Below are 21,228 nucleotides of genomic sequence, written 5' to 3' on the forward strand. Positions count from 1 at the left end.
CCGCAGGTGCTGCGCGCGCCGCACCCGTGTGCGGCGCGCCGCCGGGCCGCGCCGTAGGGCCGACTCACCGCTCACCGGACCGCCGCGCCCTCGCACGCCCCGGCCCGGGTCACGGATCCCGAGAAGGACACCACGTGATCACCCCTGCCCTGCCCGCCCCGCCCGTCGCGGACGATCCGCGCTTCGCGTCCTTTGACGACTCGGTCACCGCGTGGGCGCTGGCCGCCCGCGGCGGGGACGCCGACGCCGTCGAACGGTTCGTCCGCGCCCTGCATCCCGACGTCCGCCGCTACGTCACCCACCTGTGCGGCGACCCCCAGGCCGCCGACGACCTGGCACAGGACACCTTCCTGCGCGCGCTCGGCAGCCTGCACCGCTTCGAGGGCCGTTCCTCGGCGCGCTCCTGGCTGCTGTCCATCGCCCGCCGGGCGGTCGTCGACAGCTGGCGTCACGCCGCCGCCCGGCCCCGCCTGTCCGACGCGCCGGACTGGCAGATCGCCGTGGAGCGGGCCCAGCCGCGGGGCCTGCCGGGCTTCGACGACGGGGTGGCGCTGCTCGACCTGCTGGCCGTCCTGCCGGAGGAGCGCCGGGAGGCGTTCGTCCTGACCCAGCTCCTCGGCCTGCCGTACGCGGAGGCGGCCGAGGTCAGCGCCTGCCCGGTCGGCACCGTCCGTTCCAGGGTCGCGCGCGCCCGCGCGACCCTGATGGGCCTGCTGGACGCGGCGGAGGAACCGGCCGCGGCCCTGGCGGCCTGAGGCAGCCCCGCCGCACGGCCTCCGCCGCCCACCGCCCACCGCCGGACCGGGCGGTGGGCGGCGGACGGCCCGTCAGGACGCGGGCATCAGCACCGTGTCGACGATGTAGACGTTGGCGTTGGCGGTCTTGACATGGCCGCAGACCACCTTGGCGGAGTCGTTCACCGTGTAGGACTCGCCCATGCCGGAGGTGGTGAGCTTCGACTTCTCCAGGGTCTCGAAGGAGCCGTTCTCCAGCTGCTTCGGCGTGAGCTTCCTGCCGACGACGTGGTAGGTGAGGATCTTCGTCAGCTGCGCCTTGTCGTTGAGCACCTTGTCGAGGGTGGCCTTGGGGATCTTGGCGAAGGCGTCATTGGTCGGGGCGAACACCGTGATGCCCTGGGCGTTGTTGAGGGTGTCGACGAGGCCGGCCTTCTGGACGGCGGAGACCAGCGTGGACAGCGCCGGGTTGTGGGAGGCGGCCGTCGCCACCGGGTCCTGGGCCATCCCGTCGAAGGAACCGGCGCCGGTCTTCGGCACCGCCGAGCAGGCGGTGCCGAACGGCCGGTCCGCCGCGGACGCGGTGCTGCCGGAGCCGGCCATGCTGTCGCCGGAGGCGGTGGCGGACGCCTTCGCGGCGGACGACGACGTGCCGGAGTCGCTGCCGCCGCCGTTGCTGCTGCCGGAGCAGGCGCTGAGCGCGAGGGGCAGGACGGCCGCGGCGGCAAGGGTCACGGCGGTACGGCGGAGACGGGTGTTCATGAGGGTTCTCCTGTCGGCATACGCAGCGTGCGCTGCATGGATGGGCGAATGTGCGGGAGGAAAGAAGTGGCTGAGGGGGTCACTCGACGGTGACCACGACGGAGTGCCGTCCGCTGGCGCCGTCGGGGAGGGTGCGGGCACGCTGCCCGGTCTGCGGCCGGCCGGTGCGGTCCGTGGCGCGCACGGTGAGGGTGTGGGTGCCCTTGACGGCCTGCCAGGGGAAGGACCACTGGCGCCAGGTGTCACGGGTGTCCTCGGCGGCGAGCCGGGCCTGCTGCCAGGGGCCGTCGTCGATGCGTACCTCGACCTTGTCGATGCCGCGGTGCTGGGCCCAGGCGACCCCGGCGACCATGACGGTGCCGGCTTTCGGACGGGCGAAGGGCCGGGGCGTGTCGATACGGGACTGGGTCTTGACCGGCGCCCGGCGGGCCCAGCCCCGCTTCACCCAGTAGGGGTCGTGGGCGGCGAAGGAGGTCAGCTCGATGTCCTGGATCCATTTGCAGGCGGACACGTAGCCGTAGAGTCCGGGGACGACCATGCGGACGGGGAAACCGTGGGCGAAGGGAAGGGGTTCGCCGTTCATACCGACGGCGAGCAGGGCGTCGCGGCCGTCCATGACCTCCTCGACGGGACTGCCGAGGGTCATGCCGTCCACCGAGCGGGCCACCAGCTGGTCGGCCGGACCGCCCCGCGAGGGAGGCCGTACCCCGCACTCGGCCAGCAGGCCGGCCAGCCGCACCCCGGTCCAGCGGGCGTTGCCCACATAGGGTCCGCCGACCTCGTTGGACACGCAGGTGAGGGTGATGTCGCGTTCGACCAGTTCACGGCGGAGCAGGTCGTCGTAGGAGAGGGTGACCGGCCGGGTCACGCCCTTGCCGTGGATGCGCAGCCGCCAGGACGTGGCGTCGATCCTCGGGACCACGAGGGCGGTGTCGACCCGGTAGAAGGCGCTGTTCGGGGTGGTGAACGGGCTGACGCCGGGGATCCGCAGCCCGGCGCCCCGGGGCACGGGCCCGGCGGGCGAGCCGGGCGCGGGAAGCCGTACGGAGCGCCGGGAGGCGACCGCGTCACCCCCGGCGGCGGCGTTCAGGTACCGGCCCAGCACCCCCGCCGAGGCGGACGCGACGGCAGCGGCGCCGGCCGCCGTCACGAACCCCCGCCGGTCCCGGCCCGGCGACCCGGCAGTTGCCGTCCCCCCGGTGCGCGCCGGGGCGGTCGTGAGCCGGCCGGTGAGGACGTACAGCAGCACCGCTCCGGCGACGGCCCCCGCCACGGAGGGCAGCGCGTCGGGGAATCCGGTGGAATCGGGCCGCCCGACGGCCGCCGCCGCACCCACCGCACCGCATACGAGAACGCCCGCGGAACCGCCGCGCCGGAAGCGCAGCGCGAGAATTCCCAACGTGATGAAGAAAAGGGCGAGCGTGGCGAGAATTCCCGATTCGAGCACCAGTTTGTCACCGGTCCCGAAATTCCTGATCGCCCAGTCCTTCACCGCGGCCGGGGTGCGGTCGACGGCCGCCCCGCCGACGGCCACCACCGGACCCGCCTGCGGCCGTACGGCGGCCGACACCAGCTCGGCGACGGCGAGCGCCGCGGCCCCGGCCAGCACACCGCTCAGCGCGCCCAGGCCGAAAAGCGTCCGGCGGCGCGTGGCCCGCGCTTTCTTCGCGCTGCCGCCCTCATGGGCGTCGGTGTCGGTCTCGGTTTCGGTCACGTGGGGAATCCGGTCCGGAAAGGCCGCCGGATTGGTCATTCGCTCGATCCGGTGAATGTTTTTCCCGGACCCATCCGAAAGGGCATCGGCTCCGTATGCCTTGAAGGGGCGAGAAAAGCATTCCGGGCGCCGGGGAAAGGGAAAGGGCCCCGTCGGAGGAGGCGACGGGGCCCGTACCGGACGTCCGTGTCAGGTGGCGAAGCTCATCAGGGCCAGCGGCGGGGCCGTGGGCCGCGGGGAGCCGCCCGACGGTTCGACGGTGACGCCCATGCCCGACGAGCCGCCGACGGCTCCCCGCATCAGCACCGTCTGGTCACCGCGGCCCGGGTCCAGCAGGCCGGCGGAGCGCATCGTGCCGCCGTCGTCGAACCACAGCTCGTACACCTTCCCGGCGGGCGGGCGCGGCAGGCCGGAGACGACGAACACCGCCCTGTCTCTGCTGCGGGAGACGACGACGCTGCCGGTCGCGCCGCCGGACAGCGTGCCGGCGCGGGTCCTGGCGTCCGGCGCGGAGAGCACGTCGGCGATCTCCGCCGCCCCCCGTTCGGCGGCCCGGGCCCGCGCCAGGGCGGTCTCGGCGCGGTCGTGCTGCCGGACGGCCGTGCCGCCGAGGGCGGCGGCCGCGGCGAGGCAGGCGGCCAGCGCCCACCGGGACAGCAGCCTCGCCCGCCGCGCCCCGGGCCGGCCGGGGGAGCCGACGGGCCCGGCGGCGCGGGGCGTCTCCTGGCGGACGGTGGTGATCCGGCGCAGGACCTGGTCCCGCATCTCGCGGCGGGGCACGGCCGACGCGGCCAGGCCCAGCCGGGCGGCGGTCGCGCACAGTTCGGCGGTCTCCTGTGCGCACGCCTCACAGCCGGTCAGATGGCGTTCGAAGGCGTCGCGTTCGTCCTCGGACAGCGCGTGCAGGGCGTAGGCACCGCTCAGCCGGTGCAGGTCGGCGGTGGTCATGCGGTCACTCCCAGGCAGTCGCGCATCCTGATCAGCCCGTCGCGCAGACGGGTCTTGGCCGTGCCGAGCGGCAGCCTCAGGGCCTCGGCCACCTGACGGTAGGTGAGCCCCCGGTAGTAGGCGAGCTCCAGGGCCTGCCGCTGGATCCCGGTCAGCCCGCGCAGACAGCGCCGTACCTGTTCGCGTTCGAGGCGGGTCTCGATCTGCTCGGTGACCTCGTCGTACTCCGGTGTCCGGTCCAGCAGGGCGGCCCTGTGGTCCCGTACGGCCGCGGCCTCCACCGAGCGCACGCGGTCCACGGCGCGGCGGTGCGCGAGCGTGAGGATCCAGTTGACGGCGGTGCCGCGCTCGGGGCTGAACCGGGGAGCGGTGCGCCACACCTCGACCAGCACTTCCTGGGCGACCTCCTCCGACTGCGCCTGGTCCCGCAGCACCGCGCGTGCCACCCCCAGCACCCGGCCGGCCACGGCGTCGTAGACGGCGGCGAACGCGTCCTCGTCGCCCAGGGCCACCCGCCCCAGCAGTTCTTCGAGATCCGGCCCCGCCGACGGATCTCGACCGATGTACACGGCCTCTTTCACGGCACCCTCCGCGGTCACGACGTCTTCGGACGTAATCCGATTCCGTGTGACCGCGGGATTGGTCCCACCGCGGAAGAGCACCCGGACACCGCACCCGGACATCGTGGTCGGCCGGGGCCGGCCGCCGGGGCCGGACGGCGCGTGGCTCCCGTCAGCCCTCGTCGACCGTGGGCCGCGTGCGTCCCGGCTCCGGCAGCTCGCCCAGCTGGAGGCGGGCGTGCAGGATGTCGCCGATGAAGAGGTCGTAGATCAGCACGCCGATCACGCCGCCGATCAGCGGGCCGACGATCGGGATCCACCAGTAGCCGCTGAACCATGCCCCGTCCCCCGGGAACGCGAAGCTCTTCCAGCCGGCGAACCAGGTGAACAGCCGGGGCCCGAAGTCACGGGCGGGGTTGATGGCGTAGCCGGCGTTCGCCCCGTAGGACATGCCGATCGCGGCGACGACCAGGCCGATGATGAACGGGCCGAGGTTGGCCCCGACGGCGGTGTTGCGCGCGTCGATGACCGCGACGACCAGCATGACCAGGAAGGCCGTACCGACGATCTGGTCGACCAGCGGTCCCCAGTTGCCGCCGTGGAAGTACGGCGCCGGGAAGGTGGAGAAGATCGAGAACGTGGCGAGTGTGTGGCCGCCGACCTTGGGGGGCTGCGAGGCGTCGTCGAAGGCCTTGATCGCGTTGTGGTAGACGAGATAGACCAGCGACGCCCCGGCGAGGGCGCCGAGCAGTTGTGACACCCAGTAGGGCACCACCTTCAGCCACGAGAACTTGCGGCGTACGGCGAACGCCAGTGTCACCGCCGGGTTCAGATGGGCGCCGCTGACACCGCCGGCCACGTAGATGCCGAAGGTCACGGCCAGGGCCCAGCCCCAGGTGATCAGGAGCCAGTCACCGGCGGCGAGGAAGATCGTCGTGGGCGTCGCCGCGCGCCCGGACCCGGGCAGCGCCGCGACGGCCATGGCCACGACCCCGCATCCGAACGAGATGAGGACGAAGGTCCCCAGGAATTCTGCCAGGCACTCACCCAGCAGGCCTCCACGGCTTCTGAGCTTGGAGGGCTTGAGGAGGGGAGGTATTTCCACAGCCATCGCTGGCCCCTTTCAGGAGCAATCAGGCCGAACACCATCTTGGCTCACAAATGATGTCCGTGCAGGACGGCCGGATCCGCTCCCCGCGACCGGGGCTCAGGGCTGCTGGTAGGGCTGCTGCTGCGGCATGCCGGAGGCCGGGCCGCCCTGGCCGGAGGCGGACCGGGACCGGAGCTGTTCCGCCTGTTCCCGGGTCACCTTCTGTTCCGCGCCGCAGAACGTGCACTGCGTCGCGTACTTCACCGACAGCGGGAACAGCGGTACGAAGAACAGCGTGAACTTCGTGACGCGTTTGCGGAGCGTGTGCGCGGCGGGGTTTCCGCACCGGCCGCACACGAGCGTGAGCACGGCGAGCTGGTAGAGGTATCCCTTGGTGCCAAAAACGATCATCGGTGGATCCTTTCCTGGCTGAATCCTTTCGGCACAGGCTATGACCGCCCTGACCGCCGGAAAGTTCCCCGGGAGCCGCCCTCACGGCCCGGCTGCCGCCCGCTCCGGGCCGCTCACGCCTCCTCGCCGGGCGCGGGAGCAGAGGAGGAAGTGGGAGAGGGGGAGGGGCCTGCGCCGACCGCGCGCCGGCGGGACGCCTCGATCTCCGCGTACGCCGCGTCCCGGCCGTCCCAGTGGGAGCCCTCGACGGACTTGCCGGGCTCCAGGTCCTGGTAGACCTCGAAGAAGTGGGTGATCTCCAGCCGGTCGAACTCGGAGATGTCCCCGATGTCCCGCACGGTCGCGTAGCGGGGGTCGTGGGCGGGAACGCACAGCACCTTCTCGTCCGGACCGTGTTCGTCCGTCATGCAGAACATGCCCACCGCCCGGCACTCGACGACGCAGCCGGGGAAGGTGGGGTCGCCGGTCAGGACGAGCGCGTCCAGCGGCTCGCCGTCGCGGCCGAGGGTGCCGTCGATGTAGCCGTAGTCGGCCGGGTACTTGGTGGAGGTGAACAGCAGACGGTCCAGCCGGATGCGGTGCAGCGTGTGGTCCATCTCGTACTTGTTGCGGGAGCCCTGGGGGATCTCCACGGTCACGGTGAACTCCACGTCGTCCTCCTTGTGTCGGGGTCAGTCCCTCAGGCGCGTCCACGCCGGGGACCCGCCGAAGATCCGGTCCAGCGCCCGGTCGGGCAGCAGTCTCGCCAGCACCCGGCTGCCGGCCGCGTCCCGGCCGACGGTGTAGCGGGTCCGGGGCCGTTCGGCGACCAGCGCCCGGAAGACCACCCGGGCGACGTCGCCGGGCGTCGTACGGCTGGCGCGGGCGGATGCCTCGTTGGCCTGCATGAACCCCAGGAACGGGCCGCGGTAGAGCTCCTGGACCGGCTGCGGCGCGCTCTCCAGCGCCCGGTTGCCCACCTCGGACATCTTGGACCAGAGCGGCGTCAGGACCGCCCCCGGCTGGATCACCGTGACGGGGATCCGCTGCGGGGCGAGCTCGCGGCGGAGCGCGTCGCTGAGCGCCTCTTTGGCGAACTGGGAGGCGGCGTAGGGGCCGAGGTAGGGGAGCGCGACGTTCCCGAGGCCCGAGGACACGTTGACGATCCGTCCGGCACCGGCGCGCAGCAGCGGCAGGAATCCCTGCACCATGTGCAGCTGGCCCAGCACGTTGATGTCGAGCTGCCGGCGCATCAGCTCCGGCGGGACGCACTCCAGCGGAGCCGTGACCGCGATGCCCGCGTTGTTGACCAGGCCCCACAGTCCGGCCCCGCCGGTCAGCCCGGTGACCCCGTCCGCGGCGGCCCGGACCGACTTCTCGTCCGTCACGTCGAGGAGCACCGGCGTCAGCCGTCCGGCGGCGGCCGTCCGCAGCCGCTCCCCGTCCTCGGGGCGGCGGACCCCGGCGAGGGTGTGGAAACCCACCCGGGACAGATGGAGCGCGCAGGCCTCCCCCAGCCCGGAAGAGGCTCCGGTGATCAGTACGGCCCGGCCTGCGGGTGCCATGGGCCCCGACGGTCTCGACACGTGATTGCTCCAGTCCGGGGGCCGGTTCCTCGCGGTACGGGCGAGATGCGCGAGGTGCGTGAGATGCATGAGATGCCGGGTGCATGCCCCCTTGGGCGGGTCCGGCCGGCCCAGAGTAGAAGGATGCGGGGAGAAGCGCCGGGGCGACGCGCACGGGGATGCGGCCGAAGGGGTGAAAGCCGGTATGAATACCTTTCGTCCGGTTGTGCCCGGAAATCATGCAAGTGATGGTTGTCCGGGACATTCCCCTTCGTCCCCCGAGGAGGAAACATGGCCACGGCCACGCACGACATCATCACCGTCAAGCTGGAACGCACGTTCGACGTCATGGACGCCAACCACGACGGCTACCTGGACTGGTCGGACTACCAGAAACTCGCCGACCGCTACATCCAGGCCTACGGCCTCGGCAAGGACGACCGCCGGGCGAGGGCGCTCCAGACCTTCTGCCAGATCTACTGGCTGGAGCTGCTGCGCCACGCGGGCGTGGACGGCGACCGGCTCACGAAGGACCAGTTCGTCACCGCCAACCGCCTCGCGGTCATCGACACCAGCCGCCTCAACGTGACCGAGGGCGGCGGCCACGCCATCTTCGACGTCATCGACGTCGACGGTGACAACGAGATCAGCAAGGACGAGTTCGCGCGCTTCCTGCGGGACGTGTGGAAGAGCGACGCGCCGGACGCCATGGACATGTTCACCAAGCTGGACACCGACGGCGACGGCGTGATCTCCCGCTACGAGTTCATCCGCGCGGTGCGCGAGCACTTCCTCTCGAACGATCCGGACGCGCCCGGCAGCCTGTTCTTCGGGCACGTCTGAGCCGACCCGCCCGATCCGGTACCTACCGCGACCGCGTCCCGGCGCACGCTCCGGGCGCGGTTGCGGTGTGCGCGGAACCCGGCGTGACCGGCCTCCCGCACCGCCGCCCGCCCCCCCACCTGCGTGAAAGGCCATCTGATGCTGACGCGACCCCCTCACACGTCCGGCGAAGTGGGAACCTTCTACGACCGCCACACGGACGTGTACGACCGTGCGCTCGGCGGCAACATCCACGTCGGCTACTGGGACGACGCCGCGGACGACAGCTCCATGCGGGCGGCGACCGACCGGCTGACGGACCTCGTCACCGAACGCCTCGAACCGGCCGAGGGCCAGCACCTCCTCGACGTGGGCTGCGGCCACGGCAGCACCGCGGCGCGCATCATCGCCCGGCACGCCGTCCGGATCACCGGCGTCAGCGTCAGCGACTACCAGATCGGCGTGGCCGCCGGCCGCCCGCAGTCGCCGGACCTGCCCGGCCGGGCCGCCTTCCAGCTGGCCGACGCCATGGAACTGCCCTTCGCGGACGAGTCGTTCGACGGTGCGTACGCCATCGAGTCCCTGATGCACATGAAGGACCAGGACGCGGCCATCGGCCACCTCGCACGGGTCCTGCGCCCCGGCGGACGGCTGGTCATCGCCGAGCACCGCCTCGAAGGCGAGCTCGGCGCAGCGGACGCCGCCCGTATGACCGAGGCGTACGCGTTCTTCAAGTTCTCGCTGAGCACCGACGGCTACCGGGAGCAGCTGCAGGAAGCCGGGCTGAAAGTGGTGGACCACACCGACATCACCGAGAACGTCCGGCCCTCCTACGACAGCATGATCCGCTGCTGGCGGGAGGCCGCCCGCGAACTCGACGGCCGGGAGGCGCGCGAGATGGAGACGGCGGCCGAGCTGGGCGCGTGGTTCTTCGGCGAGGTCCCCCAGCTCCGCTACGGACTTCTGACCGCCGTCCGCCTCTGACCGCCGTCCGCTGTCCGTCTCCGGACCCGGCCATGCCCGGTCCCGGGCGTCCTCGTCCCGGGGCGCCCCTTCAGCCCCGGCCCTCCGGCCCCCGGCCCCACCGGCCGCCTCCCGTCACGTCAGCCCCGCCAGCCCCTCCAGTCGCCGTCGAGGTCGTGAAGCATGTCCTCCCCCTCCCTCCGGACCCGCTGCCCCTACCGGCTGGACGGCAGCGCCGCCGACCTGCACGGCGAAGCCGGGGCGCTGCGCGCTCTGGGGCCCGCCGCCCGGGTCGAGCTGCCCGGTGGCGTACCGGCGTGGTCGGTGACCGACCCGGGCCTCGTCCGGCGGCTGCTGGTCGACCCCCGCATCTCCAAGGACGCCCGCCGGCACTGGCCCGCCCTCCGCGACGGCGGCCTGCCCGCCGACTGGCCGCTGCGGATCTGGGTCGACATCCGCACCGTCCAGACCGCCTACGGGCCCGACCACACCCGGATGCGCCAGCCGCTGGTCCCCGCGTTCGCCGCCCGCCGCGTACGGGCCCTCGCCCCGTGGCTCGAGGAGACCGCCGCCACGCTGCTGGACGACCTCGCCGAGGCGGCCGCCGCGGCCCCCGACGGGGTCGTGGACCTGCGGAGGCACTTCGCCGCGCGGCTGCCGTGGCGGACGGTCACCGCACTGGTCGGCCTGCCGGAGACCATGCACGACAGGTTCCAGGCCGTCAACGACACCGTGTTCACCACCGATCTGACCACCGGGCAGGCCGACGCGAACGCGGCCGAGGCCGAACGGCTCCTCGCCGAGCTGCTGGTGATCAAGACCCGGCACCCCGGTGACGACATCGCCAGTGCCCTGCTCGACGCCCACCACCGGGGCCTGCTCGACGAGCGTGAACTGGCCGACAACATCTGGATGGTGCTCGGCGCCGGGTACGGGACCACGGCGAATCTGCTGGACCATGCCGTGGTCGCCCTGCTCACGCACCCGGACCAGCGGGACCTGGCCGTGTCCGGACGGGTCGGCTGGGACCAGGTGGTGGAGGAGACCCTGCGCCACCAGGCTCCGGTGGCCAGCTTCATGATGCGCTTCCCCACCGAGGAGCTGTACGACGAGCCGACCGGGCTGACGTTCTCGCCGGGCGACGCCCTCGTCATCAACTACGCCGCGGCCGGGCGTGACCCCGGGGTGCACGGCCCGGACGCGGAGCTCTTCGACCTCACCCGGACCACCGCCCGCGACCACCTGGCCTTCAGCCTCGGCCCCACCTACTGCCTGGGTGCCGAACTCGCCCGCCTGGAGGGCCGGATCGCGCTGTCCGCGCTCTTCTCCCGGTTCCCCGGCCTCGGCCTCGCCGTCGCGCCCGGATCCCTGACACCCCTGCCGTCCCTCATCTTCAACGGGCACCGGGAGATCCCGGTACGGCTCGAAGGAAACCTCCCCAGGTGAGCATGAACCAGCAGACCCCGCACCCGCTCACGCCGCACCCGCTCACGCCGCACCCGCTCACCCCGCACCCGCCCGCGTCGCACCCGCTCACCGCGTACCAGCGGGACATCTGGGCCGTCGGCTGCCGGGCTCCGGAGTCACCGCAGTTCAACTGCGTCCTCCACGAGCGTCTGGAGGGCGGGCTCGACCACGGCAGGCTCGCCGCGTGCGCGGAACGCGGGCTGTACCGCCACGAGACGTTCCGGCTGCGGTTCGCCGACGACGCGGGCGTTCCCGTGCAGCGCGTGACGGGGGAGCGGGTGCCGGTCGCCGTCGTCGATCTCTCGCACGAACCCGACCCGGTCACCGCCTGCGCCGCGTGGATGCGCGACTCGCTGGCCCGCGCGCTGCCCCTCACCGGCGGCCCCCTGGCCGAGGCCACCCTGCTCCTGGAGAGCCCGGACGTCACCCATCTGCACATCAAGGCGCACCACATCGTCGCCGACGGCTGGACCCTCGACCGGCTGGGCCGCGAGATCCTCCACGACTACGCGCGGGTGCCGTCCGGCGGTCCGCGGGACGGCGCCGGCGGAGCCTCCTCCTACCTGGCGTTCGTCGAGGAGGAGGCCGCCTACCGCGCCGGTGCGGACGGCGACCGCGACCGGGCGTTCTACCGGGAGTACCTCCACGGCGTGACACCGGCGCTCTTCACCCGCGCGGCGGCCCCCGGGACGGAGACTCCCGGAACGCAGACCTCCGGGACGGCGGCCGGTCCGCGCGCCCGCGGCCGGCACTCGTTCGTGATCGACGGTGACCTCGTCGGCCGGGTCCGTGCCGCGGGCCACTGGCCGTTCACGTACGTCGCCGCCCTGCTCGGCGTGTACCTGGCCCGCCTGCACCGCAGCGACGAGGTCGTCCTCGGCGTCCCCTTCCTGAACCGTCCGGCGGAGCGCCACAGGGACGTGCTCGGTCAGTTCGCCAACACCCTGCCGCTGCGGATCGCGGCACCCGGCGGCCGTACCCTGCGGGACCTGCTCGCCGGGATCCAGGACGCGACGCGCGTGCTCCGGCGCCATGAGCGGCTCGCACTCGGCGACATCCTGCGGGAAGCGCCCGCGTCGGCCGTGCCGGCCCAGGGCCCGCGGCAGCTCTTCGACGTGACGCTCTCCTTCCTGAACTGGTCCCGGCCGGACCGGTCCCCGGACCCGGCCCCCGGGGCGGAGCGGGTCCCGGAGACGGTGCGGCGCAGGACCCTGCTGGCCCCCTCGCACGACCAGGACGCGCTGGGCGTGCTGGTGTCCCCGGCCGGCCCGGGCGACGGCCCGGCCGGTCTGCGCGTCGACCTGGACCACGCCCTCGACGTCTTCGACGCGGACTTCCCCGTCGCCGCCGCGGCCGGTCACCTCAGGACGCTCCTCGCACACGGACCGGACCTGCTGGACCGCCCCCTGTCCGAACTCCCCATGCTCACACCGGCCGAGTACCGCGACCTCACCGCCGGACGGGCCCGCGGCTGGCGGGTGCCGTACGCGGACCGGGCCACCCTGCACGGACTGTTCGAGGAGCAGGCGGCCCGCCGGCCGGACCGGACCGCCGTCGTCGCGGCGCCGGGGGAGACGCTGACCTACGCCCGGCTCGACGAGGACGCCAACCGTGTCGCGCGGGCCCTGCGCGCGGAGGGCGTCGGCCCGGACGACCGGGTCGCGGTGCTGACGCGGCCGGGCCCGCGGCTGCCGGCCGTGCTGCTCGGCGTCCTCAAGTCCGGCGGCGCCTACGTACCGGTGGACCCCGGCCACCCGGCCGAACGGGTGGCGTTCCTGCTGCGCGACAGCCGCGCCAAGGTGGTGATCGTCGACGACGACACGCCCGCCGACGCACCCGCCGACGCACCCGCCGGCCTGCCCGCCGAGGTCTCCGTGCGGCGCGTCGGCAGCCTGCTGACCGGCAGCGGGGCGCCGGTCGAGCCGCTCGCCGGCCCCCGGGACCTCGCCTACGTCATCTACACCTCCGGCTCCACCGGCCGGCCCAAGGGCGTCATGGTCGAGCACCGCAGCGTGGTCAACCGCCTGGCGTGGATGCAGCGCCGTTACCCGCTCGGGGAACGCGACGTCCTCCTGCAGAAGACACCCGTCTCCTTCGACGTCTCGGTGTGGGAGCTGTTCTGGTGGGCCGTCGAGGGCGCGGCCGTGACCGTGCTGCCGCCCGGCGGCCGGCGGGACCCGCGCGAGGTCCTGCGGGCGATCCGCGCGCACCGGGTCACCGCCGTGCACTTCGTCCCCTCGATGCTCGGCCCGTTCCTCGACCTGCTGGCGGAGTCGGCGGCCTCCCGCGCGGACATCCGGACCCTGCGGTACGTCTTCTGCAGCGGTGAGGCACTGCCGGCCGCCCTGGTCGAGCGGTTCAACCGCCTGGCCGGGCTGTCCCGCCGGGAGGCCGGCGCCGGGCACCCGGTACGCCTGGTGAACCTGTACGGCCCCACCGAGGCCACGGTCGACGTCTCGTCCCACGACTGCCCGGCGGACCCCGCCCACCGCATCGCACGGGTGCCCATCGGCCGGCCCATCGACAACACCGCGCTGTACGTCCTCGGCGCCGACGACCTGCCGCAGCCCGTGGGAGCGGCCGGGGAGCTGTGCATCGGCGGCGCCGGTGTCGCCCGGGGGTATCTCGGCCGCCCGGAGCTGACCGCCGAGAGGTTCGGCGACGACCCGTTCGTGCCCGGTGGCCGCCTCTACCGCAGCGGGGACCTGGCGCGCTGGCTCGCGGACGGCGAACTGGAGTACCTCGGCCGGCTCGACGGCCAGGTCAAGATCCGGGGCAACCGTGTGGAGCCCGGCGAGGTGGCCGCCGCCCTGCGCACGGTGCCCGGTGTCCGGGACGCCGTCGTGGTGGGCCGTGCCACCCCCGGCCGGGGAACCGTCCTGGCCGCCTACTACGTCGCCGGCACCCCGCTCGACACGGTGCCGCTGCGCGAACAACTCGGCCGGAAGCTCCCGGAGTTCATGATCCCGGCGTCCTTCACCCGGATCGGCGCCGTTCCCCTGACCCCCCACGGCAAGACCGACCACGCCGCGCTCCCGGCCCCGCACGGCACCCCCCGGGACACCGCCTCGGCCGCCGTACCGGGCGGGGCCCCGGACGGGCGGCCGCGCGACCGTACCGAGGCCGTCCTGGCGGAGGTCTGGGCCCGCGTCCTGGACCGTCCCGCGGTCGGGATCCACGACGACTACTTCGCCCTCGGCGGCGACTCGATCACCATGCTCCGCGTGCGCGCCGGGGCGGAGGCCCACGGTCTGCGCTTCTCGCTCACCGACCTGCTGCGCCACCCCACGGTGGCCGGCCTCGCCGCACACACCGAGACCCACCCCGCACCCGCCCCCGCGACCGCGGGCGGCACCGAACCCGCGGCCGGCCCCGCCCCCGGCCCCCGCCCCGGACCCGAGGCCGTCCCGGCCCCGTTCGCCCTCGTCGCCGACGTCGACCGCCCCCGTCTCCGGGACGCCGAGGACGCCTGGCCGCTGACCCGCCTCCAGCTCGGCATGCTCTACCACAGCCGCAGGCACGACACCTCGGCCCGCTACCGTGACGTCTTCCGCTACACCCTCGACATGCCCTGGGACGAGGCGGAGTTCCGCGGCTCCTTCACCCGGCTGACGGCCCGGCACCCGGCGCTGCGCTCGGCCTTCGACCTCGCCGGAGCCGAACCGCTTCAGGTCGTCCACGCCCGGGTGCACGGCGGCCTGGAGGTCGCCGACCTGCGCCCGCTGGACGACGCGGCGGCCGAGGCCGAGGTGTGCGCGCACATCGAGCGGCGCCGCCGTCACCCCTACGTGTTCGAGCGGGCACCGCTGTACCTGTTCCGCGCCCACGTCCGCCCGCCCGGCACCGTGGACCTCGTCGTCAGCTTCCACCACGCGCTCCTCGACGGCGGCAGCGTCGCCACCCTGCTCCAGGAACTCCTCCAGGACTACGCCCACGCCCTGGGCCTGGACACCCGCCCCGTGGACGGCACGACGCCTCCCTCCCCGGCGGCCTACGTACCCCTGGAGCGCGACGCCCTGCGCTCGCGGGAGGCCCGGCGCTACTGGCAGGAGAAGCTCGCCGGCTGTGAACCCCTGCCGATCGAGTCCTTCTCACCCCACCTGCCCCTGGGTGGCGAGCGGCCCGGCGGTCACCTGCCCGGTACCGGCCACCCCCCGGCCTCGCGGCGGGTCGACCTGCCCGACGACCTCGCCCGGCGGGTGCGGCGGTTCGCGGCCGGACACGCGCTGCCCGTGAAGTCCGTGCTCTTCGCGGCGCACGCCCTGACCCTGGCCATGCTCGCCGGCACCCGCGACGTGACGACCGGCCTGATCACCCACGGCCGCCCCGAACTCGCCGGTGCGGAACGCGTCGCCGGGCTCTTCCTCAACGCCGTACCGCTGCGCCTGGACACCGCGCGGGACAGCTGGCTGGAGGTGGCCCGGGAGGGTTTCCGCCAGGAACAGGACGGCCATCCGTACCGCCGCCGCCCGCTGAGCGCCGTCCAGGAGGACCACGGCGGCCCCGTCCTGGACACCGCCTTCAACTACGTGCACTTCCGCCAGCTGTCCCACGTCCTCGGCCTGCCCGGTCTGCGGCTCAGGGAGTTCCGCAGCTGGGAGGAGAACGACTTCCGGCTCCTGGTGAACGCCGTCACCGAACCGGACGGCGGCGGCATGTGGCTGCGGATCGACTGCGACGGCGTGACGTTCCCGGCCGAGCAGGGCGACCTCTTCGCGGCCGGTTACCTCGGCATCCTGCGCCGCATGCTGGAACAGCCTTACGGCAGGCCGGACTTCGCGTTCCTCGCGGCCCCGCCCGTCCTCGCCGCCCCCGCCGCGCACCCCACCGTCGTGGCGCGCTTCGCCGCGCAGGCCGCCCGCACCCCGGACGCGACCGCCGTGGTGGCGGGCGGGGAGCGCTGGAGCTACGCCCGGCTGGCCGAGGCCGCCGGGAACGTGGCCGGGCGGCTGTGCGCGCTGGGCGCCCCGCCCGGAGCCCGTATCGGCATCGCCATGAACCGGTCCCCGCTGACCATGGCCGTCCTCCTCGGGGTCCTGCGGGCGGGCTGCGCGGTCGTCCCGATGGACGTCGGCTATCCCGCCGTCCGGCTGGCCACGATGGTGGAGCAGGCCCGGCCCTTCCGCGTCGTCGCCGAGGCCCCGTACGCGCATCTCGCGGGCGACCCGGCGCTGCTGCTGCCCGCCGAGTCGGTGGCCGCACCCGGCCCCGCATCCGGTCCCGCCCGCCCGGAGCCGGACCGGACGAAGCCCACGGACACCGCGTACGTCCTGTTCACCTCGGGCTCCACCGGCACCCCCAAGGGCGTCGCCATGCCGCACCGCACCCTGGCCGCCCTGGTGGCCTGGCAGGCCGGGGCGGCCGGCGCGGTGGCGGACGGGGTGACGTTGCAGTACGCGCCGCTCAGCTTCGACATCTCCTTCCAGGAGATCTTCGCCACGCTCTGCACCGGCGGCACCCTGTGCCTGGCCGCCGACGCCGAGCGGCGTGACATGCCCGCCCTGCTGCGCCTGCTCGACCGGGAACGCGTCGAGCGGGTCTTCCTCCCGCCGGTGGCCCTCCAGCAACTGGCCGAGGCCGCCCGCACCCTGGACCTCGTCCCGCGCGCCCTGCGCGTGATGATCACGTGCGGCGAGCAGCTGCGCGTCACCCCGGAGATCCGCGCGCTGTGCGCCGCGCTCCCCGGCGCCGTGCTGGAGAACCAGTACGGTCCGACCGAGACCCACGTGGTCACCGCGTACACCATGACCGGGGACCCGGCCGCCTTCCCCGCGCTGCCGCCCATCGGCCGCGCGGTCGACGGGGCCGAGGTGCACGTCCTGGACGAACGGATGCGCCCGCTGCCGCCCGGCGTGCCGGGCGACCTCCACCTCGGCGGCGGCTTCCTCGCCGACGGCTACGAGGGCCGCCCGGACCTGACCGGGGAGCGGTTCCGGCCGCACCCCTTCGCGGGCCCGGACGACCGGCTCTACTACACGGGCGACCGCGGCATGCTGCTGCCCGGCGGCGACGTCGTCTTCCTCGGCCGCGACGACGCCCAGGTCAAGGTGCGCGGCTTCCGGGTGGAACCGGCCGAGGTGGAACTCGCCCTCACCGGCCTGACGGAGCACTGCCCCGGCCTGCGGGACGCCGCGGTCGTGGCCCGCCGGCGCACGGACGGCGAGACCTTCCTCGCCGCCTTCCTGCTCGGCGACGGCACGGACGCGGACCTGACGGGCATCCGCGAGCGGCTGCGCGCCGGCCTGCCCGACCACCTGGTCCCCGCGCACCTCCAGTGGATCGGCCGGTGGCCGCTCACCCCGAGCGGCAAGCGCGACGACGCCGCCCTGCGCCGTACCCCGCTGACCGCCCCCGGCCGCCCCGGGGACGCGGACCCGAACGGCGCGGCGCCGGGCGGCGCGGGTCCCGACGGCGCGGGGCCGGGCGCCGCCGGGCCGCGCGACGCGTACGAGCGGGCGCTGACCGAGATGCTGGCGGACGTGCTGTGCCGTGACACGGTGGGCGTGCACGACAGCCTCTTCGACCTCGGCGGCACCTCCCTGGCCGCGATGCGGTTGGTCGTACGCATCGAACAGCGCTACCGGACGCACGTCCCCCTGGCGGACCTCATCGCCGCGCCCACCCCCGCCGGACTCGCGGCCCGGCTGCGCGACGGCGGCGCGAGCGCCTCGTACGACCCCCTCGTCCCGATCCGCCCGCGGGACACCCGCGTCCGCACCCGCCCGCCCCTGTTCCTGGTCCACCCCATGGGCGGCACCGTGCTGTGCTACGTCGGTCTCGCCCGGCATCTCCCCGGCGACCAGCCGCTCTACGCCCTCCAGGCCGCGGGAGCCGACCCCGGCACCGTCCCGCTGCGCACGGTGGAGGACCTCGCGGACAGCTACCTCACCGCGTTGCGGAGGGTGCAGCCGCACGGCCCGTACACCGTCGGCGGCTGGTCGTTCGGCGGGTTCGTCGCCTTCGAGATCGCCCGCCGGCTGCGGGCCGCGGGGGAGCGGACGGCCCTGCTGGTGCTGGACACCACCGCCCTGGACCAGGGGCCGCGTTCCCCGCACGACGAGGACGCCAGGCCGGAGTGGTTCTTCCACGAACTGCTCTGGCCGCGCGACGGCGGTGCCTCACCGGCCCGCACCCTTCCCGCCGGACTCGGCACGCCGGAGGAGGAGTTCGCGTACATGGCGCGCGTCGCGAGCGAGAGCGGCGTCCTGCCGGCCGGCAGCTCCGGCGCCGTCGTCCGCCGTCTGTACGACGTCTACCGCGCCAACTGGCAGGCCACGCTGGCCTACCGGCCGCCGCGCGAGGACCACGACCTCACGCTGATCCGCGCCGAGCAGCCGCTGCCCGCCGCCCTGGCCGCCCTGCACGGCGCCGCCCGGACCCGGCACCAGGACCCCCGCAACGGATGGAGCGCCATGACCGGCGGCCGGATCCACGTCGTCACCGTCCCCGGCGACCATCTGACGCTCATGGAGGAGCCGAACGTGGCACACCTGGCCGATACGGTCGCGCGGCTGATCAGCACCGACACCGGAACCCGTACCGGAACCCGTACCGAAACCCCGGCCGATGCCGGTGTTGAAGCCGGTGCCGAAGCCGGTGCATACGCGGGTGCCCCGTGAAAGCCCTGGTCATCGGCGCCGGGATCGGCGGACTGACGTGCGCGGTCGCGCTGCGGCGCGTCGGCATCGACGTCGAGGTGTACGAGCGCGCCGGCGAACTGCGCGAGGCGGGCTCCGGCCTCTCGGTCATGAGCAACGCCGTCACCGCCCTGACGGGATTCGGCATCGACCTCGGCCTGGACAAACGAGGCCAGTCCGTGGAGTCGTTCCGGATCATGGACCGGCGCGGCCGGCGGATCCGGGACCTGCCGTTCCCGGACGCCTGCGAGCGGGCGGGCGCGCCCAGTTACTGCCTCAGCCGCTCCGACCTCCAGGAGGCCCTGCTGGCGGAGGCCGGGGACTGCCCCGTCCACCTCGGTGCGACCGCCGCGGGCTTCGAGACCGGCCGCGGGGGAGTCACCGTCCGCTTCACGGACGGCCGTTCGGCGGCCGGTGACCTCCTGATCGGCGCCGACGGCATCAACTCGGCCGTACGACGGCACCTCACCGGTCCCGAACCGGTCCGCGAGAGCGGCTACTTCTTCCGGCTCGGCATCGTCCCCTTCCGGCACCCTTGCCTCACCACCGGCGCCGTCCGCCACTACTGGGGCACCGACCGGCGTTTCGGCCTCATCGACATCGGCCACGGCCGCTGCTACTGGTGGGCGGCGCTGAGCACGTCCGCCGACCCGGCCGGCGGCACCGGCGCCGCCGCCCCGGACGACCGCGCCAAGGACACCCTCGTACGGGCCTTCGACGGCTGGGCCGACGAGGTACGGGCGGTGATCGAGGCCACCCCGCCCGCCGACATCCTCACCGTGCCCTCCCGCGACCGGGCCTTCCTGGAACGCTGGGGCGAAGGGCCCGTCACCCTGCTCGGCGACGCCGCCCACCCCATGCTCACCACCCTCGCCCAGGGAGCCGGCATGGCCATGGAGGACGCCGTCGTCCTGGCCCGGACGCTGGCCGCCCCGGCGACGGGCGACGACCCGGCGCGGGCCCTGCGCGCCTACGAGGACCGGCGCCGCGACCGCACCAGGGCGACGGTGCTCGGGTCCCGCACCATGAGCGACCTGACGCAGGGCGCCCGGCTCCGTGAACGCCTCGGCCGGCAGGCGTACTTCAGGCTGATGCCCGGCCCGGCCCTCACCCGGCAGACCGTGCGGGCCCTCACCTTCCCGGACGACGGGACCTCCCGGACCGGCACCGTCCGGCGCCCACTGAGCCCGCTGGAGCGCCTGTACTGGATCGCCGACCGCACCTCACCCCTCAACGTCATCGCCCGCGCCCGCGTCCACGGCGACCTGCCCCCGGCGCTGCACCGCCGCTGCCTGGACGTCCTCCAGCTCCGGCACCCCCTGCTGCGCGTGGCGATCACCGACGACGGCACCGGAGCGCACCCCGCCTTCGTCCCGCTGGACGGACGGCAGATCCCGCTGCGCCACGTCCACGTACCGCCGGACGACCCGGCGGCCGGCACCCGATGGGAGCGCGAGACCGACGAGCGCGAGCTCGCGGAACGTCTGGACTGGCGCACCGGACCGCTGCTGCGCGCGGTGGTGGTCACATCGGAGGAGACGCAGGGCTCGGAGGAGACGAACGGCGAGGACGGACGGGCCGTCCACCCGGCCGGTCACCGGGCCGTCCACGACCTCCTGCTGACGGCGTCGCACATCATCGCCGACGGCAAGACCTGCCTGTCCCTGGTCCGGGAATGGACCGAACTCGCCGCGCAGCTGGACCGCGGCACCCTGCCCGCCGCCGCCCCGCGCCGGGCCCTGCCCGCCACGGACGACCTGCTTCCGCGCCGCCACCGGGGCGCGGCGGGCGTCGCGGCCTTCGAGGCGCTGATGCGGCGGGAACAGCGGGCCGCCCGCCGCCGCCCCGCGCAGCGCATCGTGCCGAGCCACCAGGTGCCCTTCGACCGGCGGCGGACCCGGATGCTGCACCGGCGGCTCACCGCCGGGCAGCTGGAGCTGCTCGTACGGGCGGCCCGACGGCACGGCGCCACGGTCCACGGCGTGCTGGCCGCCGCGATGGTGACGGCGGTCGCCCGTGACGCGGGGGCCCCGGCGGGCACATACGTCTCGATCGGCTCGCCCGTCGACTTCCGCGCCGACCTCGAACCGCCCGTCGCCCCCGACGAGGCCGGCACCTATGTGGCCACGGTCCCCTCCCGCGTCCGCTACGAGCCCGGCCGGCCGCTGTGGACCGTGGCCCGGGCCGTCAGCCAGGACCTGGTACGCCGCAAGAGGCGCCGGGAACACCTGGCCACGATCAGCCTGCCGCGCTCGGCGGGACCGTGGTCGCTGGCGGACAGCGAGCCGTTCATGCGGTTCATGGACGAGAAGGGCCCGATCAACCTGTGCCTGTCCAACGTCGGCCGCTACGACTTCCCCGACCGGGTGGGCCCGTGGCGTGTGAGCGGCGCCCAGTTCCTCACGGGTGTCTCGGTGATGGGCGCCATGGTGGCGACGGCGACCACCAGCCATGACGAACTCGCCTGGAACTTCGGCTACATCGACGACCTGATCCCGGCGTCGCGTGCCCGGCGCATCGCCGACGACTCCGTCCACACCGTGCTGTCCGCCCTCGCCGAGTGACGAAAGGCCCAC

Annotated in this window: 14 protein-coding genes; 6 read left to right on the plus strand and 8 right to left on the minus strand. The window is 74.1% G+C overall.

Annotated features, from left to right (window positions below):
* Positions 1-134 precede the first annotated feature (134 nt).
* Positions 135-755: a sigma-70 family RNA polymerase sigma factor gene (locus ABZ862_RS28415; RefSeq protein ID WP_360963802.1), complete on the plus strand. Its 621-nt coding sequence runs from the start codon at positions 135-137 to the stop codon at positions 753-755.
* Positions 756-827: 72 nt separating this feature from the next.
* On the opposite strand, the gene ABZ862_RS28420 is transcribed toward ABZ862_RS28415, so the two are convergent.
* From ABZ862_RS28420 to ABZ862_RS28455, 8 genes are all read right to left on the minus strand, one after another.
* Complete coding sequence (locus tag ABZ862_RS28420; RefSeq protein WP_360963805.1) at positions 828-1,496, minus strand: fasciclin domain-containing protein; 669 nt, start codon at positions 1,494-1,496, stop codon at positions 828-830.
* A 79-nt stretch (positions 1,497-1,575) separates the two neighbouring features.
* Positions 1,576-3,249: a molybdopterin-dependent oxidoreductase gene (locus ABZ862_RS28425; protein ID WP_360963808.1), complete on the minus strand. Its 1,674-nt coding sequence runs from the start codon at positions 3,247-3,249 to the stop codon at positions 1,576-1,578.
* 150 nt (positions 3,250-3,399) lie between these two features.
* Positions 3,400-4,158, minus strand: a complete 759-nt coding sequence (locus ABZ862_RS28430) for an anti-sigma factor (RefSeq protein WP_360963811.1) — start codon at positions 4,156-4,158, stop codon at positions 3,400-3,402.
* Positions 4,155-4,739: a sigma-70 family RNA polymerase sigma factor gene (locus ABZ862_RS28435; RefSeq protein WP_360963814.1), complete on the minus strand. Its 585-nt coding sequence runs from the start codon at positions 4,737-4,739 to the stop codon at positions 4,155-4,157. The genes ABZ862_RS28430 and ABZ862_RS28435 overlap by 4 nt, the downstream gene beginning before the upstream one ends.
* Before the next feature lie 151 nt (positions 4,740-4,890).
* The gene (locus tag ABZ862_RS28440) at positions 4,891-5,829 is read right to left on the minus strand and encodes an MIP/aquaporin family protein (RefSeq protein WP_360963817.1); all 939 of its coding nucleotides are present in this window, start codon (positions 5,827-5,829) and stop codon (positions 4,891-4,893) included.
* A 96-nt stretch (positions 5,830-5,925) separates the two neighbouring features.
* The gene (locus ABZ862_RS28445; RefSeq protein ID WP_360963820.1) at positions 5,926-6,219 is read right to left on the minus strand and encodes a zinc-ribbon domain-containing protein; all 294 of its coding nucleotides are present in this window, start codon (positions 6,217-6,219) and stop codon (positions 5,926-5,928) included.
* A gap of 113 nt (positions 6,220-6,332) precedes the next feature.
* Positions 6,333-6,869, minus strand: coding sequence for an inorganic diphosphatase (locus tag ABZ862_RS28450; RefSeq protein WP_360963823.1), 537 nt, complete (start codon positions 6,867-6,869; stop codon positions 6,333-6,335).
* A 21-nt stretch (positions 6,870-6,890) separates the two neighbouring features.
* Positions 6,891-7,763 (minus strand): SDR family oxidoreductase, encoded by an 873-nt coding sequence (locus ABZ862_RS28455; RefSeq protein ID WP_360963826.1) that lies wholly within the window; start codon positions 7,761-7,763, stop codon positions 6,891-6,893.
* Between the two features lie 291 nt (positions 7,764-8,054).
* Here ABZ862_RS28455 and ABZ862_RS28460 point away from each other — a divergent pair, with 291 nt between their 5' ends.
* The 5 genes from ABZ862_RS28460 to ABZ862_RS28480 all read left to right on the plus strand — a co-directional run bounded on the left by ABZ862_RS28460 (position 8,055) and on the right by ABZ862_RS28480 (position 21,216).
* The gene (locus ABZ862_RS28460) at positions 8,055-8,606 is read left to right on the plus strand and encodes an EF-hand domain-containing protein (RefSeq protein ID WP_360963829.1); all 552 of its coding nucleotides are present in this window, start codon (positions 8,055-8,057) and stop codon (positions 8,604-8,606) included.
* Between the two features lie 171 nt (positions 8,607-8,777).
* A complete protein-coding gene (locus ABZ862_RS28465; protein ID WP_360963832.1) occupies positions 8,778-9,569 on the plus strand; it encodes a methyltransferase domain-containing protein in 792 nt (263 codons plus the stop codon).
* Between the two features lie 162 nt (positions 9,570-9,731).
* The gene (locus ABZ862_RS28470) at positions 9,732-10,994 is read left to right on the plus strand and encodes a cytochrome P450 (protein WP_360963835.1); all 1,263 of its coding nucleotides are present in this window, start codon (positions 9,732-9,734) and stop codon (positions 10,992-10,994) included.
* Positions 10,995-10,996: 2 nt separating this feature from the next.
* Positions 10,997-18,634 carry an amino acid adenylation domain-containing protein gene (locus ABZ862_RS28475; RefSeq protein WP_360963972.1) on the plus strand — a complete coding sequence of 2,546 codons (7,638 nt, stop codon included), beginning with the start codon at positions 10,997-10,999 and terminating at the stop codon, positions 18,632-18,634.
* On the plus strand, positions 18,631-21,216 hold the full coding sequence (locus tag ABZ862_RS28480) for an FAD-dependent monooxygenase (RefSeq protein WP_360963838.1): 2,586 nt from the start codon (positions 18,631-18,633) through the stop codon (positions 21,214-21,216). Before ABZ862_RS28475 ends, ABZ862_RS28480 begins: the two co-directional genes overlap by 4 nt.
* Positions 21,217-21,228 lie beyond the last annotated feature (12 nt).

The organism is Streptomyces sp. NPDC047000 (assembly GCF_040644295.1).
GTDB lineage: Bacteria > Actinomycetota > Actinomycetes > Streptomycetales > Streptomycetaceae > Streptomyces.

What these genes read in the sequence shown, in the direction of transcription:
- ABZ862_RS28420 (WP_360963805.1), bottom strand. Translation starts at nt 1,496, where the DNA reads ATGAACACCCGTCTCCGCCGTACCGCCGTGACCCTTGCCGCCGCGGCC.
- ABZ862_RS28425 (WP_360963808.1), bottom strand. Translation starts at nt 3,249, where the DNA reads ATGACCAATCCGGCGGCCTTTCCGGACCGGATTCCCCACGTGACCGAA.
- ABZ862_RS28430 (WP_360963811.1), bottom strand. Translation starts at nt 4,158, where the DNA reads ATGACCACCGCCGACCTGCACCGGCTGAGCGGTGCCTACGCCCTGCAC.
- ABZ862_RS28440 (WP_360963817.1), bottom strand. Translation starts at nt 5,829, where the DNA reads ATGGCTGTGGAAATACCTCCCCTCCTCAAGCCCTCCAAGCTCAGAAGC.
- ABZ862_RS28445 (WP_360963820.1), bottom strand. Translation starts at nt 6,219, where the DNA reads ATGATCGTTTTTGGCACCAAGGGATACCTCTACCAGCTCGCCGTGCTC.
- ABZ862_RS28455 (WP_360963826.1), bottom strand. Translation starts at nt 7,763, where the DNA reads ATGGCACCCGCAGGCCGGGCCGTACTGATCACCGGAGCCTCTTCCGGG.
- ABZ862_RS28460 (WP_360963829.1), top strand. Translation starts at nt 8,055, where the DNA reads ATGGCCACGGCCACGCACGACATCATCACCGTCAAGCTGGAACGCACG.
- ABZ862_RS28470 (WP_360963835.1), top strand. Translation starts at nt 9,732, where the DNA reads ATGTCCTCCCCCTCCCTCCGGACCCGCTGCCCCTACCGGCTGGACGGC.
- ABZ862_RS28475 (WP_360963972.1), top strand. Translation starts at nt 10,997, where the DNA reads ATGAACCAGCAGACCCCGCACCCGCTCACGCCGCACCCGCTCACGCCG.